At 27.4% G+C, this 18,493-nt stretch carries 15 protein-coding genes and 1 other annotated feature; of the genes, 1 reads left to right on the top strand and 14 read right to left on the bottom strand.

Annotated elements, in window-relative coordinates; all coding sequences use genetic code 11:
- Positions 1-23: 23 nt before the first annotated feature.
- The 10 genes from ACTG48_RS09550 to tnpB form a co-directional block, all read right to left on the bottom strand.
- A complete protein-coding gene (locus tag ACTG48_RS09550) occupies positions 24-1,403 on the bottom strand; it encodes a hypothetical protein (RefSeq protein ID WP_479918682.1) in 1,380 nt (459 codons plus the stop codon).
- A gap of 137 nt (positions 1,404-1,540) precedes the next feature.
- Positions 1,541-2,689: a THUMP domain-containing class I SAM-dependent RNA methyltransferase gene (locus tag ACTG48_RS09545; protein ID WP_021384593.1), complete on the bottom strand. Its 1,149-nt coding sequence runs from the start codon at positions 2,687-2,689 to the stop codon at positions 1,541-1,543.
- Positions 2,690-2,742: 53 nt separating this feature from the next.
- Positions 2,743-3,546 (bottom strand): ATP-dependent sacrificial sulfur transferase LarE, encoded by an 804-nt coding sequence (larE, locus tag ACTG48_RS09540; RefSeq protein WP_021384585.1) that lies wholly within the window; start codon positions 3,544-3,546, stop codon positions 2,743-2,745.
- A gap of 387 nt (positions 3,547-3,933) precedes the next feature.
- Positions 3,934-4,635, bottom strand: a complete 702-nt coding sequence (locus ACTG48_RS09535) for a DUF4253 domain-containing protein (RefSeq protein WP_021384578.1) — start codon at positions 4,633-4,635, stop codon at positions 3,934-3,936.
- 634 nt (positions 4,636-5,269) lie between these two features.
- The gene (locus ACTG48_RS09530) at positions 5,270-5,632 is read right to left on the bottom strand and encodes an arsenate reductase family protein (protein WP_479918681.1); all 363 of its coding nucleotides are present in this window, start codon (positions 5,630-5,632) and stop codon (positions 5,270-5,272) included.
- 285 nt (positions 5,633-5,917) lie between these two features.
- Positions 5,918-6,589, bottom strand: a complete 672-nt coding sequence (locus ACTG48_RS09525; RefSeq protein WP_479918680.1) for an amino acid ABC transporter ATP-binding protein — start codon at positions 6,587-6,589, stop codon at positions 5,918-5,920.
- Between the two features lie 31 nt (positions 6,590-6,620).
- On the bottom strand, positions 6,621-7,232 hold the full coding sequence (locus tag ACTG48_RS09520) for an amino acid ABC transporter permease (protein WP_479918679.1): 612 nt from the start codon (positions 7,230-7,232) through the stop codon (positions 6,621-6,623).
- A gap of 37 nt (positions 7,233-7,269) precedes the next feature.
- Positions 7,270-8,073, bottom strand: a complete 804-nt coding sequence (locus ACTG48_RS09515; protein WP_479918678.1) for an amino acid ABC transporter substrate-binding protein — start codon at positions 8,071-8,073, stop codon at positions 7,270-7,272.
- 126 nt (positions 8,074-8,199) lie between these two features.
- Positions 8,200-8,462, bottom strand: a binding site (T-box leader).
- Positions 8,463-8,547: 85 nt separating this feature from the next.
- On the bottom strand, positions 8,548-9,855 hold the full coding sequence (locus tag ACTG48_RS09510) for a YopA family protein (protein WP_479918677.1): 1,308 nt from the start codon (positions 9,853-9,855) through the stop codon (positions 8,548-8,550).
- A gap of 486 nt (positions 9,856-10,341) precedes the next feature.
- Positions 10,342-11,451: an IS200/IS605 family element RNA-guided endonuclease TnpB gene (gene tnpB, locus ACTG48_RS09505; protein WP_479918676.1), complete on the bottom strand. Its 1,110-nt coding sequence runs from the start codon at positions 11,449-11,451 to the stop codon at positions 10,342-10,344.
- Positions 11,452-11,690: 239 nt separating this feature from the next.
- Between tnpB and ACTG48_RS09500 the strand changes: the two genes are divergently transcribed.
- Positions 11,691-11,840, top strand: coding sequence for a hypothetical protein (locus tag ACTG48_RS09500; protein ID WP_479918675.1), 150 nt, complete (start codon positions 11,691-11,693; stop codon positions 11,838-11,840).
- Between the two features lie 434 nt (positions 11,841-12,274).
- Here the strand turns inward: ACTG48_RS09500 and ACTG48_RS09495 are convergent, their stop codons facing one another.
- The 4 genes from ACTG48_RS09495 to ACTG48_RS09480 all read right to left on the bottom strand — a co-directional run bounded on the left by ACTG48_RS09495 (position 12,275) and on the right by ACTG48_RS09480 (position 18,318).
- Positions 12,275-12,718, bottom strand: a complete 444-nt coding sequence (locus ACTG48_RS09495) for a hypothetical protein (RefSeq protein ID WP_021384520.1) — start codon at positions 12,716-12,718, stop codon at positions 12,275-12,277.
- A gap of 220 nt (positions 12,719-12,938) precedes the next feature.
- Positions 12,939-13,316 (bottom strand): C-GCAxxG-C-C family (seleno)protein, encoded by a 378-nt coding sequence (locus ACTG48_RS09490; RefSeq protein ID WP_021384548.1) that lies wholly within the window; start codon positions 13,314-13,316, stop codon positions 12,939-12,941.
- 115 nt (positions 13,317-13,431) lie between these two features.
- Positions 13,432-13,926, bottom strand: coding sequence for a methylated-DNA--[protein]-cysteine S-methyltransferase (locus tag ACTG48_RS09485; protein WP_479918674.1), 495 nt, complete (start codon positions 13,924-13,926; stop codon positions 13,432-13,434).
- Between the two features lie 138 nt (positions 13,927-14,064).
- Positions 14,065-18,318 (bottom strand): acyl-CoA dehydratase activase-related protein, encoded by a 4,254-nt coding sequence (locus ACTG48_RS09480; RefSeq protein WP_479918673.1) that lies wholly within the window; start codon positions 18,316-18,318, stop codon positions 14,065-14,067.
- Between the last annotated feature and the right edge of the window lie 175 nt (positions 18,319-18,493).

The following is an 18,493-nucleotide window of genomic DNA, read 5'->3' as shown; positions in this document are numbered from 1 at the left end:
AAAACCTCCAATTGAGTATAATATTAACCATATATTAATGAGAAATATTCTTTTAATGCGTCTATAGTAATATCTAGCTTATCCATTCCATTTGCATCATTTATAACTAGCAAGAAAGTATATTCATCACTCTCTTGAAGTACGATAGAATTTTGAGTATTTGGATTTTTTCTATCTTCAAGTTTATTTTTACTCTCTACTACTATATTAAACAAATTCTTACGGTCTGAATAGTCAAAATAATAAAATTTAAATACTGCTTTTTCTCCAACAAATTCTTGTTCAACAAGAATTTTATCAAATAAATTATTTGGAATAAATAATTTAAAATTATATTTATAATTATAGTATATCTGACTTGTAAATATTAAGCTTGAACTGGCATCTTCTTTTCCATTCCATCTATACCAACTTATATTTGCAGATGCTTTAGAGCTATAAGTGTTTCTATTGTTACCTGCTACTATAGGTATTTCTATAATCTTATCTTTGTCAATATCATCTACAGGTATGTAATAAGATTTAGTGATAGTTTTATCATAATCACTAAAAGCCTTTTTAATTTTTCCATCTTTCATATAAAGTATCTGTGTAATATAGTTATTATCTTTTAATATAGGAATATCAAGTACAACTCCTTTTATGGCAGCAGAGGAATTTCCAATAGATGAAGCAACATTACCTAAAGTTATATATAATTCACTCAAATTTTTCACATTTTCAAACTTAACATAATCCTTAATTTTCATACTCCCATCAAAGTTCGCAACACTTGCAAACATTTCATTAGTCTTATTATTTAAATGAAGCATCAATATGTCTAATTTGTCATCTCCATCTATATATCCAATTTTCACTTTCATATCATTAAAATCTTCTTCATTTGGAAGCCATGACGCATCCAAGTCATACTCCTTTGTTATTTCATTATCTTTTACTTTATATATATGCATATTAGTTTTGTCCTTGGATTTAATCAATAAAACGACTTCTTTATATCCATCTGAATCCAAATCATAAAAATTGGCATATTCTATTGACTCACCATTTTCTAGAAAATGGTCACCAAGTACGTATTTTTCTCCATTATAGCTTAAAGTTACAAACCCTACCTGAGTTACATTATTACTTAAATCTTCTTTTTGCTCAAATACTACTAACTCATCAACTCCATCACCATTTAAATCCACTTTATTTATTTTTCCTACTTCTTTTGCATTAGAAGGCAATATCATAGATGAGTCTGGTTTTAATAACTGGTCAATACCATCATACAATACTTTTTTTGTATCATCATAGTCAGGTATCTTTGCTAATTGTTCTGGAGACTCAGTTTTAATATTACATCCAGTAACAAATATCATCATTAGGGCTACTACAGTAATAAGTTTTAACACTTTCATTTAACTCCTCCTAATCCTATTAATCTTGAAATTTGCTCACAAAAATCTCCTCACAATAATTAGACGTTTCAAGTCGTCATAATGTTTTACTTATTTTAATAAAAATTTATATTTTTTATCCATAAATAATGTAAAAGCTATTTATTGTTTCTAGGAGGTTTAGGACCTGGGTATTGGAAAAAGTTGGTTTTTAACATACCATTATACAACTTTCTTTTTTTAGCTGCTTTTTGTCCAAACTCATATTCAAAATCTTCATAAGATGTTATCAAATAATACGACCAATTTTTTAATTTTCTAAATGCATAACCAAGCTCCTTATACAATTGTTTGACACTATCTTTGTCTTCCAATCTTTCTCCATAAGGAGGATTAGTAATTATAAATCCAAACTCATCCTCACTTTTGAATTGAGTCGCATCTCCTATGTTAAATTCTATATATTCATCTACACCTGCTATTTCAGCATTTTCTCTAGCTATATCTATACATTCTTCATCTATATCATATCCATAAATCTTAAATTTAGATTCATTATCTATCTTATTAAAAGCATCTTTTCTTACATCCCACCATATTTTTTTATCAAGAGTTCTCCATTTTTCTGATATAAATTCTCTATTTAAACCAGGTGCCATATTTATACCTATCATAGCTGCTTCAATCAATATAGTACCAGAACCACACATAGGGTCCACTAAAACTCTACCTGCTTTCCATGGTGTTAAATAAATAAGCCCAGAAGCTAAAGTCTCTCTTATTGGAGCTTTATTTGCTTTTTCTCTATATCCTCTCTTGTGCAAAGCATCTCCTGTTGTATCTATAGAAATAGTTACCTTGTCTTTGTGTATAAATACAAATATAGGGTATTTCTCTTTATCTTCTTTAAGCAAACCATCTTCCAAGTAACTTTTCTTTAAACTTTCTACTATAGCTTTTTTTACTATGGCTTGTACATCTGGTGTACTGTGTAATTTTGATTTTATAGAAGAAGCTTTTGATATAGGAAATTGAGCTCCATAAGGTATATATCGAGACCAATTTATCCTTTTCGTATTTTCAAATAATTCATCAAAACTTTTTGCCTCAAATTCAGCAATTTTAAGATGAACTCTTTCAGCACATCTTAACCACATATTTGATTTTGCTATTCCAAACTCATCAGTTTTATATGTTATTCTTCCATCTTCTGTTTTTATTATTTCATATCCTAAATTAGTAATTTCTCTAGCCAGCATTTTTTCCATTCCAAAAAAACATGGCGATATTAATGTATAACTTTTCATAAAACCTCCTGTTTCCTATGTTAATTACAAAATTTATTTATTTTTTAAATAATCTACATATTTAAATTCATACTTCCCATTTTATACCCTGACATATCTAGTGTAACATATTTAAAGCCAAATATTTTTAATTTAGTATCAACTTTGCTAAAATTGTTATTTTCAAAAAATTTACCTAACTCTTCTTGACCAACTTCTATTCTAGCTATATCTCCATGCATTCTCACTCTAAATTGAGAAAAACCTAAATCAGATAAGTATTCTTCACTCTTTTCCACTATTCTTAGTTTTTCGTCTGTTATTTGAACTCCATAAGGAATTCTACTTGCAAGACATGCAAATGATGGTTTATTGAAAGTACCTAATCCTAGTTTTTTTGAAAGTGACCTAATTTCATCTTTTTTCAAACTACTCTCCTTTAATGGACTAATTACTCCTAACTCACTCAATGCTTTAAGACCAGGTCTATAATCTCCTAAGTCATCTATATTTGTTCCATCTACTATGTACTTTATATTATGTTCTTTTGCTATCTCTTTTATTTTAGAAAATATATACTTCTTACAATGGTAACATCTATCCGCACCGTTTTCTTTAAACTCTTTTAAGTCAAAGTTTTCTATATTTAATATGATATGTTTAACACCAAAATTTTTAGTATATTCTTTAGCTTCTTCAATCTCTCTACTTGAATGCATCATTGCATGTATAGTTACAGCTATAACATTTTCTCCTAATGTATCCTTTGCTACCTTAAGTAAAAAATTACTATCTACTCCACCAGAATAAGCAACTACAACACTTCCTAATTCAAGTAGTATTTCTTTTAATTTTTCTAATTTTTCTTCTTCCTTCATAAAATCCACCTCCATATCTAGAAAAATATGAACTATAAAACGATATATTATTTTTTACATTCTTAATGATTATAACATATAAAGTATTTATTTTATAAACTAGAATTATCTTTAAACACATTAATTGTAATATCAAATAATTTTTAAAATCTGTATAATTTAAACATATTACTGTAATACACTGTATATAAAAAATAAAATAGTGTAATATAGTAATATGTTTAAAAGCCATGAAGTGTAAATAGCTCATCCTCATGGCCGAATTCACGAGTTTATTTTAACATAATTGTTTTTCCATAAGTTATAATTGTAAATCACAAAAAAGATACTATCATATGAATTTTCTAAAACTTTTAATTTAATACTTATAACTCACATGTATTTGCCTTAATCCCACCAAAAAAGCCATATTGTGGAGCGTTGTAATACTTCTTTAAGAACTTTTAATGTTTCATATCCTTGTACAATAATATCTTCACAATATAGAACTAATTCAATACACAAATCATCAAATTTTTTATTATCTTCAATTGGATTTTTTGCAGAATATTGAACTGTATCACATCCAATTGCAATTGGGAATGCTCCGTATTTTTCATACCAATATTTTGCAACAGCTACATGTTCTTCATCACTAGGACAATCATTAAATCCACCAATTGGTATATATGCAAATACTTCATATGGTTTAATTGTTGGAACTTTGGCTATGTAAACTTCGTTATTTTCTTGAAATATATCTATATTTGTAATTGGGCTGAAATTTTTATAATCATAAAAAGTGTCCTCAGAACCCATTAATTCTGTTAGCAATTCTGGAATCTCACACTTTCTAGAATCGAAGAATTCATTTACATCAATTTCATTACATTTTTCTAAGCAATATTTTCTATAGTTTTCAAGAGAACCATACTCTTTATTAATCATATCTATATTTTCTCTTAATAATCCTACTTTTTCATCAATAACTATAATTGGTGTATATCCATTTTCTTTTCCATCTTCTCTCATTTTTTCAAATAAATCATCAATATCAATATCATTGTTCACAGGAACACATTCAAAACCATATAAATCTTCAATACTCATACTTATCTCCTATTCTTTTTAGATTTAATTCTTTTGAAAGTTTTCTTTTTTTGTTGTCAAGTTTTTAAATACTATTATTATTTGTAAAATTATAAGTATAGATACAGTTTATAAAATATACTTATATAAGACAAAGGTTAATTTTATTTTTTTGTATAAATAAGATGTTTTTTATGACAATTCCCTTATATAAATATAATAGCATAAAACACATGTTCATGGTTAATAATAAGTGATTTTGTAATAATTCGTTATATATTATACTATTTTAAGTAAAATAAATGATATTCTTTGTATAAGAAATAATATGTTTATTGATATGAAGTTTTTTGGATTTAAATTTGTTAAGAATAATATTTTAATATTAGCAGATATACTCAAAAGAATAAATCTTGTTGTAATACTTAGATTCTAAATGTAGTCTTCTAAAATCCCATATAAAATTGCAGGAATCAATAAATTGAAATCAGAACTTAGATTTAATAATATATTTATATAGAACCTTACATAGTTCTTCTATTCTATAGAATCTAATAACTAGATAGATATATTTGCTAATTTATATATAAAAACCAGAGTTGATGTATAAATTTATAGGTGTATCAATTATTTTAATCAATACACCTACATACTTCTAATCTTCTTTTAATAAAGTACTTTTCCAAACATCTTCTTTGAAACCCAACAGTACATTTTCACCATCAAAAAGCAACGGTCTTTTAATAAGCATTCCATCGCTCACTAATATTTCTAAAAGCTTATCATCAGATTCAGTCTTTACAATATCTTTAAGACCTAATTCTCTATATTTCATACCACTTGTATTAAAAAACTTCTTTATATCATATCCACTAATCTTGTAAATTGACTCCAATTCGTCTTTACTCGGAGGATTCTGAACCATGTCTATATCTTTAAATTCTAAATCATTTTCTTTAAGCCAATTTTTTGCTTTTCTAACGGTAGAACACTTTGTATATCCATATAATTTAATCATTGTGTTAAAAATCCTTTCTAATTTTTTATTTTTATACCCATAATTTGTATATTATAACCAATTTATATCACAATCATTCTAAGCTTTCAACATAAAAAATTATTCTATTTTAAAATGACCATTAAATTATATTAGATATTTAAATTATTCTTTTATAATATATTAAACCTACTCAATCACTCAATATTAAATTAAATTTTCAAATAAAAAAAGGGCATAGTGTATTTATTCTACTTAGCCCCTATTTATATTATAAATGTTCCTATAACTTCCATTTATAAAGTATTAAACAATTTTTTCTTTGATTTGAACATTTTCTACTATACCATCTTTTATACTTATAATCTTATCTGCAACATTATTTGAGAAAACAACATCATGTGTAATTATTAGTATAGTCATGCCTTTATCTTTAAGTCTGTTCATTATATTGACTACCCTTTGAATAGTATCTATATCTAGTGCAGAAGTAGGTTCATCGAAACAAAGAACCTTTGGCATTAGTGCACATGACCTAGCTATTGCAACTCTCTGCTGTTGCCCTCCTGACAATTCAAATGGATAAGAGTTTAATTTATCTTCTAAATCAACTAATCTTAAAAGTTCTCTAGCCCTCTCCTCAGCCTCTTTTCTAGGAACTTTAAAAACATTAACTGGAGACTCAATTATATTTTCAAGAACTGTCATATGAGGAAATAAATTAAAGTTTTGGAAAACCATTCCTATCTTGCCTCGTATTTTTGACATATCTTTCTTGTTTTTTATTATCTCATTATCTATTATAATCTCTCCACTATCAAATTCTTCAAGACCATTTATACATCTCAATATTGTAGTTTTTCCTGCACCAGATTTGCCAAGTAAAACTCCAATCTGACCTTGTTCTAACTCAAAAGAAATATCTTTTAGTACTTTATTTTTTTTAAATGATTTATTTAAGTTTCTGATTTTCAACATATAAAAAACCTCCTCCTATAATATTGTAACTTTATCTATAATAAGAATATTTTTTTTCAAGTAATTCAAATCCCTTAGTAAGTATAGCTACAAATATAAGATATATTGCTCCTGCCTCAAATAGTGGTAATAAACTTGCTTCTCTATTCATTGCTATTTGAGATATCCTTAAAATATCATTTAATCCTAATATATATACTAAAGATGTATCTTTTACTAATGTGATTACTTCATTTGAAATAGGTGCTAGTATTCTTTTAAAAACCTGTGGAAAGATTATTCTCTTGTACATTGTAAATTTATCAAATCCTAGTACTTTCGAAGCTTCATATTGTCCTCTATCGATTGACTGTATTCCACCTCTAAATATTTCTGCAAAATATGCTGCATAATTTAAGAAGAAAGCTACTATTCCAGCTGTAAATCTGTCAAATACAATTCCTAAAATAGGTAAGCCATAAAATATGACTATCATTTGTAAAAGTAAAGGTGTCCCTCTCATTATTAATATATAACATTGTGTAATACCACTTATTAATTTATTTTTTGATAATCTTAAAAATGCAACTGCAATTCCCAATGGAATTGATACTATCAATGTTATACAAAACATTGCTATAACTATCTCTAAACCTTGTAACATGCCTTTAGTGCCCCCTTCTTAACAGCTAATCTATCTTTTACTTAAACCATTTATCATAAATTTTGTCAAAAGCTCCATCTTTTTTCATTTCTTTTAATGTTTCATTTATTTTCTTACAAAGTTCTGGATTTTCTTTAGAAGTAGCTACAACATAGTCTTCTAATCCAAAGTCTTCTTTTAATACTTTATATTTATCTTCACCTTTTTGACCCATATAGTATCTAATTAAAACTTCATCACCAACAACTGCACTAGTTCTACCTATCTCTAAATCTCTAAGTGCTTTATCATAAGTATCATAAAGAACTGGTGCTCCACCTTTTAAGCTATTCATAAAATCTTTATCCTTTTCTACTGCATCAAGTGCTGTTGAACCTTGTTGAGTCCCAACTTCTTTATCTTTTAAATCTGCTTTTGAATTTACTTTTGAATCACTTAAAGTAACTATTATCTGTTTATTTTGTAAATATGGTTCTGTATATGATACTATTTTCTTTCTTTCATCTGTTATAGAATACCCATTCCATAATACATCTACAGTTTTTGAGTCATTTAATTCAGTTTCTTTCATTGACCAATCTATTGGTTGGAACTTAACTTCCATTCCAAGTCTCTTAAATGTTTCTTTAGCTAAATCTACGTCAAATCCTACAGTATCTCCCTTTTCATCCAAGAATCCCATTGGAACAAATGTATTATCAAACCCTACAATTACTTCTTTTTTTGCTTCTTTTGAAGCATCTTTGCCCTTTTCATCATCCGATTTTGAACAACCTGCCATTCCACTTACTAAACCTAACATAATTGTAAATATTCCTAATTTTTTTAATATATTTTTCATAATATTCTCCCTCGTCTTTTAAATTTTTAAATATTTTGATTATTTTTTAAAAAGTATATCTGTTGCAATATAATTCTCTGCGCGCTTAAAAAATTATATTAAAAAAACTCCCGTCTCTAGCTTCTGCTAGAGGACGGGAGTTGACTCTCGTGGTTCCACCTCTGTTCATTAATGCCTCACGACACTAACCTCTTTAAGTACAATAAAATAATTATACTCTAGCACTATAACGGGTGCAAGGATTCCGGAAAGCTCCTAATAAAGTATCTTTACTCTTTCAGAGTTCTGCTCAAAGATGTGTTCAAAGTAAAATCTATTGCTCCTCTCACCAATCGGAAACTCTCTGTTTAAGATTAACTACTTTTACTATTTCTTTTCTTAGCATTTAATGTTGTTTTGAATTGTTATTATGATATTGATTTTATAGCATAAGGCAATATCTGTCAATATATATTTTAAAATAAATATAAAAATCTAATTCCAAGGAACAACTTCTACTTCACCATAACATCTTTCTACTAATCTATTGGAATACTCACCTCTATATCCCAAAATAAAGAGTAAAACAAGCTCAATATATCTCGTTCCTATTGAGATTATATTCCAAATATCTTCAACTTCTAACACAGCTCTATGAGTTCTCCTGCTCGGATGAACTATACTATTCCTTAAATAAATCACTAAATCTACCCCATCATCAAACTTGTTTTTTATTGTATTGTCAAATATATTTAATTCATATTTTCCATATGGTATTTTGCATATATCAAGTAATAGCCTTATATTTCTAGATGCTAAATTACAATCAAAAGCTTCATCTGTAAGTATTTTATTTTGCTCTACTAGAATTACATATGATAGAGTTTCAAGTGCAATTTGTACAGATATTATATTATTTTCCATAGTAACACTTCCAAGAGATTCTATATACCAGTCAATAACACTTTTTATAGCAGAACCATAATAAAAATCTTCTAATCTTTTACACATAAGACTTATATATTTTTCCATATTATGATAATTTGAAAGTGTATCAGACCATGTTGGCACATATCTAAAGGGAGATATCTGATTTTCATTCCATATTCTATAGACTTCATTTTCACTTCTATATCCTTTGGCTAAACAAAATCCAACATATCTTCCACACATAAAACTCAACGCTGTTGATATTCTATCTAAAAGATTTATTGTATTGTTTGTTCTAAAAATTCTACCATCTTTTCTTCTAACTCTGCCTATATGAGTTATTATTGCTCCAGATTTAGATCTTAAGTCTGATTTAAGCTCTTTTCTATAATCATATCTTTTGTCTATAGTTACAACGTAATCATTTATATCAAATTCGATTCTACCTGCATATACTTTATCATTATATTTAATGAGTTTTCCAGGTATTTTATCTAGATTTATTATATTAAAATCTACATACTCAACATAAGAATTTTTAGATTTTATACAGTCATCATTGATATATCCTTCTACATTAACATCACTTAGAGTATTTATTGTTATAGAAATAATTTTATAACCGTGAACTTCAAGAATAGCATTGTCATAATCCAAAACTAAATTTTCATCTTCATTTTCTATTTCTTCAATACAACCTATCTCTGCCTTAAAACTTATAGATATTGGAGGTGTCATTTTATAATAAATTTTCCCATTACATCTATACTTTTTATCCAAGTATATGCAAAACCGACCTTCATAGATACTAATATCTTCATTGATACCATAGCTTAAATACTCTGATGTTATAGCATCATCAATTGCTTTCATTTTTATTCCCACCTTTGCTTTTGTATAATAACATAGGGATTGTAGTTATTTTTTATTTAGTAAAACTCAATCTATTATATAATTTAGTATATTATTTTTATTACTTATGTATCTTAATAATTTTCTATAAAAATAGCATTATTTTAGTATCATCGTTTATTTAATACATTATGTATTTTCTTTAAATTTAATTATTCCAAAACTTATATTACTTACTTGCAATTTCTACAGTTTATTACATCCTTCCTTGTAATTATAGCATAGTTTTATAATTTCATATTATCTATTTATTACCTTAGTTTTTATTCCTTTAGATATTATCACCACTATATATGTATTGTCAAAGAAAACATTTAATTTCTGAACCTCCCATGACTAAAGTCACAGGGTTCCTACTTCATAGAATTTTGCATACTAAAATATGTCTTACAAACTCTCCACAGGCTATCCCCGTAGTTCCTACGGTTCTTACATAAGTTATCTATTTTAAACTGTTATTAGTCTTAATCCTTCTTTTAGTATATTTATACTTGCATTTATATCTCTATCGTGAGTTACATTACAACAAGGACAAATCCATTCTCTTATACTTAAATTCTTCATTTCCTCGTTTTTGTACCCACATTTATTGCATATTTGTGAACTTGCAAAGAATTTACCTACTTTTACAATTTGTCTACAATACCAATTAGCCTTATATTCTAATTGACGAATAAATTCTGACCATGACACATCAGAAATTAAGCGAGATAGTTTACTATTTCTAGTCATATTCTTTACTTGTAAATCCTCTATGCAAATAATATCATTCTCTCGTATTAATTTAGTAGATAGTTTTTGTAGAAAATCCTTCCTTTGATTAGCTATATGTTCTTGAAGTCTTGCAACTTTTAATCTTGCTTTATTTCTATTTAAACTACCAATTGTTTCTCTCGATAATTCTCTTTGTAATTTTGCAAGTTTGTTTAATGACTTCTGAAGATACTTAGGATTTTCTATAAATTGTCCACAACTTGAGATACAAAATTCTTTAATTCCTAAATCTAAACCTATCTGACTATTAGTATTTTCAAAAGCTTTAATATCTATATCAGTACAACATAGTGATACATAATATTTACCACTTGGCTCTTTGGATACAGTAGCATTAAGTATTCTCCCTTGAGGTACTTGTTTATCCCTTACTTTAACCATACCAAGTTTAGGTAATTTTATATATTGACTAAAGTACATAATATTTCCATTTGTAAAGTTAGTTCTATATGAAAATCTATTAGTTTTCTTTGATTTAAATTTAGGAAATCCTGTATTTTCTTTAAAGAATTTTTTATATGCGTTTTCTAAATCTTTTAAGGTGTTTTGTAGTGAAAATTTGTCAGGTTCTTTAAGCCACTTTAATTCTTTTTTTAAATTGGTCAAATCAGAACTGCACTGTTTATAAGTAAAAATTTCTTTATTATTTTCATAAACTTCTATTTTTTTAGCAAGATACTTATTATATACAAATCTACAACATCCAAAAGTTTTGTTAATTAACTCTTGCTGTTTTTTATTTGGATACATTCTAAACTTATAAGCTTTTTCCACTACTATCACCTCATTTTAATTGTTTTTTATGATTATTAATATACATATCCGAGTAACTTCTATTTTTCATCACCCATTATAATATTAACAAACGTAATTATTTAAAACAATTATTTGGAAGGTTTTATATTTATTTTTAAATAACATATGTAAGAACCGTAAGTTCTAACTTTTATCATTTCTGAGGTTGTCGTTCACATAAGTTCGCTACTACCTATGCAGTTCTCTTATGAACTTCTTACACTTTCATGCAAGCACAGACTATATCTTATCCTTCGGCATTATCCGTTAAGGTTTACCCACTTCCACTACCAATAGCTTGTAGTGTACTTCCCTCAAGAGGAATAGTCGTTGAAGTTTCTCCTATTTGGAGCTTACCTGCTGATTGCCCACTTTAAAGTACTTAGGGTTTAACCTTATACCATCTAACCAATTTTTTCTACTTTCGTAACTTTCACACTTAGGTTTATTTCATCCTTATGTTTTAGTTTGGTTAGCTTTAGGGGTTTCCAGCAATTCAAGTAGTATTGGATAGGTTCTATCCTATCTCTACATATAAGTTTCCCTATATGCTGACTACTTTAGCTACTAATTCATGACTAAAGTCACAAGTGTGCGTAGCTATTTTTTAATCAAATATCTTATAACATATTACATACATCCTCATATGCAATCTATTTACTTAAGAAACTAATACTCTTATCCTTCTCTAAATAGTATTTTAAATAAAAATAGCAGTTTTAATTTATTATTTCAAAACTGCCATCAAACTGTAAATATTCTATTTTGATGTATAAAATGTCATTATTATATTAATAGACTTTTAATAATCTCAAGCCTTAATATTAGATAAGACCTCTCTTATATCCTTTTCCACTAATGGTTTCATATTATTATTATAAATACTTGTATCTGCATTACTTAATTCCATTTGTATACGATGTATAAGATTCTTTTTATACTTTGTAATCTTAGGTAATGACTTAATAAACATTCTTGATACAGAGGGTTTTTTATCTACGATGTGACTTAAAATACAATTTATATTCATTTCAATTTTATTATCAATATCCCATTGAGCATTCGCAGCTATTAATAGCAATCCTCTTGAACGAATATATGAGCTTCTATCATCAGTCATCTCTAAGAATGAGTCAAAAAAACAATATGTAATATTTGATTTCAGACTTTCATTTTCTAAAAACAAAAAAGTTTTATATGCTTCATTATGATTTTTTGAATATAATTTATTAATAAGTAAATTTATATTTTCCAATCTTCTCATCTCCCTCATGACAAACATCTATTAAAAATAAGTATAACACATCCAAAAATAGATATAAACAAGCATCTATATTAAATAAAAATCTAAGATTATTTTAAAGTCACTTAATTTTTATTTCCAAGCAATAACTATAAAATCATTATAAACCTATTAATTTAGATGTCTATAAAAAGAAGCTATCAAATAATCTATACTTGATAGCTTCTCTTTCTTATAATTCTTTTTTTAAAGTTTCCTTTAGATTATCATATGCGAAATCCATTATTTCTCTACATGCAACTAAATCTTTTTTTAAATCTATACATAATTCTGAACCATACTCTTTTCTTACTGTTGTAGTCAAATCCTTAGCATAAACTTTAGCCTTAGTAGTTTCATCTTCATGGTTTCTACCTTTTACATATCCAATTATTATATTTGAGGCATTTACTGCACCACATAAACTAGCAACTCCACAACCTGAACCTAGTCCACTTCCTAGACAAACTGGTATGTCTGTATTAAATTCCTCATTATATGCTTTTATAACTGATTCCGCACAATTAAATCCTTTTTCATGATATTTTGATGCTATAACTTTATTACACATTAAAATTCCTCCTCATCTTTGTAAATTAGAATATATTTTTTACTATTTTTGTAAAAAATACTTCTTTTTACCATTATTATATCAAAGATTAACAATAAAAACATTTTTTTCTAGATTATATATTTTTTTCTAAGTTTAATAATATCTCTTTTAAATCAGAATGATTTCCCATATATCCACCAATATTATTTTTGCCAACTACTCTATGACAAGGTATTATTATTGGAATTTTATTGCTTTTACTTGCTTGTCCTATTGCTCTTACAGATTTAGGATTGTTTATATTTTGTGCTATATCTGAATAATACAATGTCTCCCCATATGGTATTTTTAACATTTCTCTATAAACCGATTTTTGGAATTCAGTCCCTTCAATTCGAATATCTAAATCAAATACTTTTCTTTTTCTCTTAAAGTAATCGTCTATCTGATTTATGGCTTCTTTTAAATCTTCCTTACTTCTTTTTATGTCAATTCCTTTTTTGATATATTCATCTTTTACTTTGTTAAAGTTTTCATCTCCTATATCTATACTAACTATAAAACCATCTTCACTCAATATGTACAAATTTCCTATTTCTGATTGATAAACATCATATACTAGATTCATATAACTTCCCCCCTTTACACTAGTATACATATAATTTTTTAACTAATAAAGAGTTACCCTAAAAATAGGATAACTCTTTATTTATAATTATTTAATATATAATATTTTTTAAACTTATTAACCTTTGAAATATCAATTTTATATATTTTTAAAGGCCTTAGAAAGCATAAGTTTTATTCTGTTAAGCTGATTTACCTCACTTGCAGAAGGGTCATAATCAATAGGAATTATATTTGCATTTTTATACAATCTTTTTAATTCTTTTATAGAACCTTTACCAATTATATGATTAGGTAAACATCCAAAAGGTTGCATACAGATAATATTTTCTACACCCTCATTTAATAACTCAACCATTTCGCCTGTTAAAAGCCAACCTTCTCCAGTTTGATTTCCTAGTGACACTACTGGTTCTGTATTTTTTGCAACATTTTTTATATTGCCTGGAGCATAAAATCTTTTACTTTTATCAAGTGTTTTTTTATATACCTTTTGGTATATTCCAGTTATGTATATAAATGCTTCTCCTATAATTCTACTCTTTCTACTTCCCTCTAAGTGAGTATGTTTATAAATAGTATTGAAAGCACAACTTAAGAAGAAGTTTGTAAGGTCTGGTACAACTGCTTCAGCACCTTCTCGTTCTAATATATCTACTAGATTATTATTTGCAATTGGATGGAATTTCACTAAAATTTCTCCTACCAATCCTACTTTTGGTTTTTTTACATCGATTATTTCTAAGTTATCAAATTCCTTTACTATATCTTTTATATTTTTAGTAAATACAGAAATTTTTGCTTTGATAAGAGAAGTTTTGCATATATCAACCCATTTTTCATATAGAGCATTTGCACTTCCAGTAACTTTTTCATATGGTCTTACCCTATAAAGTACCTTCATCAATAAGTCTCCATATACAACAGACATAAAAAGTCTATTTATTAATTTCAGTGATATATTATCCATTATTCCACTATCTTCTATTCCATTTACGCTAAGTGCGATTACAGGAACATCTTTGAATCCAGCATCATACATAGCTTTTCTTAAGAATCCAATATAATTCGTAGCCCTACAACCTCCACCAGTCTGAGTTATTGTAACAGAAGTGTTATTTAAATCATATTTACCAGATTTTAATGCTGTTATTAACTGTCCTACGACTATTATAGCTGGATAACATGCATCATTATTTACATATCTTAATCCCTCTTCAATTACATTACTATCTGTATCCTTTAGAACTTCTATATTATAACCACTTAAGTTTACAGCTTTTTCAAGAAATTGAAAATGTATAGGAGACATTTGTGGAGCTAATATAGTATGTTTGTTCGTTATTCGATTATTTTTAGCATATTGTATCCTATTTACCTTTATATCTCTAACATCTATATTTTTGCTTTCTCTTTCAAACATAGCTGCTTTTAAAGACCTCATTCTTATTTTAGCAGCACCTAAATTGTTGCCTTCATCAATCTTTATAATAGTATATATCTTCGATTTTTCATTAAGTATCTCTTGAACCTGGTCTGTGGTTACTGCATCCAGCCCACATCCAAATGAATTAAGTTGAACCAATTCCAAATAGTTTTTATCTCTCACAAAGCTTGCTGCTTTATACAATCTTGAATGATATACCCATTGATCTACAACCCTAAGAGGTCTTTGTATAGTTGCTAAGTGACATATAGAATCTTCAGTAAGTACTGCCATATCTAATGAGTTTATAAGTTCCGGCATGCCGTGGTTTATTTCTGGGTCTATATGATATGGTCTACCACATAACACAATCCCCTTCATATTTCTTTCTTTTATTTCTTTAAGTGCTCTTTCTCCCGTAGCTTGCATCTCCATTTTAAATGAATTTTGTTCATCAGTAGCCTTATCAACTGCATTATTAATTTCTTCTTTAGTTATCTTTATATCAGAAAAACTTCTTGATAATTCTTCATATAGTCTCTTTTTCAATTTTTCCTTATCATTTAGACTTATAAATGGATTTATGTAGTTTATGTTCTTATTTCTTATATTTTCTACATTGTTTTTTATTACTTCAGAATATGATATTACCACAGGACAATTATAATAATTATCTGCACTTGAATCCTCTTTATTTTCATTTGTTACGCTTGGATAAAATATATTTTTTATACCTTTTTCAATCAAGTTTTCTATATGTCCATGAACTAATTTCCCTGGATAGCAAACTGTTTCAGAAGCTATACTAGTTATACCAGTTTCATATAATCGTTTTGACGACCTATCAGAAAGCACAACTCTAAATCCCATAGTATTGAAAAAAGTAAACCAAAACGGATAATCTTCATACATATTTAACACTCTTGGTATACCTATCTCTCCGTTTTTTGCTTCTTCTTTTTCCAGTGGTTTATATCTAAAAATCCTATCATATTTGTACTTAAATAAATTTATTGGTTTTTTCTTTTCTAGTCCTATTTTTTTATCACCATAGATAGCTTCACCTTTTTCACATCTATTTCCTGAAATAAAAATTTCATTATCAGAAAACTTGTTTATAGTAAGAAGACAATGATTCGAGCATCCTTTGCATCTAGTTACACTTGATTCTAATCTTATATTATTCAATTCTTCCTTAGATAATAAAGATGTTTGATACCCACTTTCATACTTTTCTTTTGCTATAAGTGCTGAACCAAAAGCACCCATAATTCCTGAAATATTAGGTCTGATTACATTTTTCCCAATTAGTTTTTCAAAACTTCTAAGCACCAAATCATTATAAAATGTTCCACCCTGTACAACAATATTTCTACCAATTTCATTCAAATCTCTAATTTTTATTACTTTAAATAAAGCATTTTTTATTACAGAATAAGATAGCCCTGCTGATATATCTCCAATACTTGCCCCTTCTTTTTGAGATTGCTTTACTCTAGAATTCATAAACACAGTGCATCTTGAACCTAAATCTACAGGATTTTGAGAATAAATACCTTCCTGTGCAAATTCTTCTATTGTCATAGATAAAGAAGTTGCAAATGTCTCTAAAAATGAACCACAACCCGAAGAACAAGCCTCATTCAGTATTATATTGTCAATTACTCCATCTTTTATTTTTAAGCATTTCATATCTTGGCCACCAATATCAAGTATAAAATCTACATCTTTATTGAAAAATTTAGCAGCTTTATAATGTGCTATAGTCTCTATTTCTCCATTGTCTATTTTCAGTGCTTTCTTAATAAGAGCTTCTCCATAGCCAGTTACAGTTGAACTCAATATTTTAATGTCTTTTGGTAAGATATCATATATTTCGTTTATAACCTTAATAGTCGTTTTTAATGGATTTCCTTCATTACTATTGTAATAAGAATATACAAGTCTTCCATCTTCATCAATAAGAGCTGCTTTAGTAGTGGTGGAACCTGCATCAATTCCTAAATAACAATTACTTTTGATTGAATTTATATCCACATAATTTATTTTTTCTTTTTCATGTCTTCTTGAAAATTCTTCGTACTCGTTTTTATCTTTAAATAAAGGCTCTAATAAATTTACTTCTCCATCTTCGATATTCTTTATATTATCTAGCTTTTCTATTAGAGATTCTAGTTCTATGCTATCCTCATCTACTGATAATAATCCTGCTCCAATAGCAATATAAAGTTGTGCATCTTCTGGAAAAATTATATTTTCATCTTTTAAATCTAATACTCTTTTAAATGCTTCTCTAAGCTCAGATAAAAAGTATAATGGGCCACCTAAAAAGGCTACATTCCCCTCTATTTTTCTTCCACAAGAAAGAACGCTTACTGTTTGTACGACAACTGCATTAAAGATACTCATAGCTATATCAGTCTGCTTAGCTCCATCATTTATAAGAGGTTGAATATCTGTTTTAGCAAAAACACCACATCTTGAAGCTATTGGATATATAACATTGTACTCTTTTGCTAATTCATTTAATCCACTTGCATCTGTCTTTAAAAGTGATGCCATTTGGTCTATAAATGCTCCTGTACCACCTGCACATATCCCATTCATTCTTTGGTCTATTCCTCCACTTAGATATGTTATTTTTGCATCTTCACCTCCAAGCTCTATAACAACATCAGTTTCAGGATGGAAATACTCTATTGATTTTGTACTAGATATGACTTCCTGAACAAATTTTACTCCTAGTTTTTTCGATATTCCAATTCCACCTGAGCCAGTTATTACAATTTTAGTATTTATATTTCCAAATTTTTCATATATACCATTTAGTACTTCTTTAACCGATTTTTTCACATCAGAATAATGTCTTCTATATTCTTTATGAATTATATTATTACTATTATTAAGTACCACAACCTTCACCGTTGTAGAACCTACATCAATTCCTATATGAAATAATTCATCCATTGTACCCCTCCATACTTATATGCTTTTTTAATTTTTGTAAGTTCTATGGCTTTATTTTAAGTAAGTTATTCTATAATCTTTATGACTAATATTTTTATTTTATGATTGTTTTATTAATCAAGCTTACTCTACTAGGTAATTCCTAATCCTAACCTTAAATTTTAAATAAGAACAT

The sequence above is a fragment of the Clostridioides sp. LIBA-6822 genome (assembly GCF_056688955.1).
The sequence above is the reverse complement of the archived record's forward strand: the minus strand, read 5'-3'. Positions and strand labels throughout refer to the sequence as shown.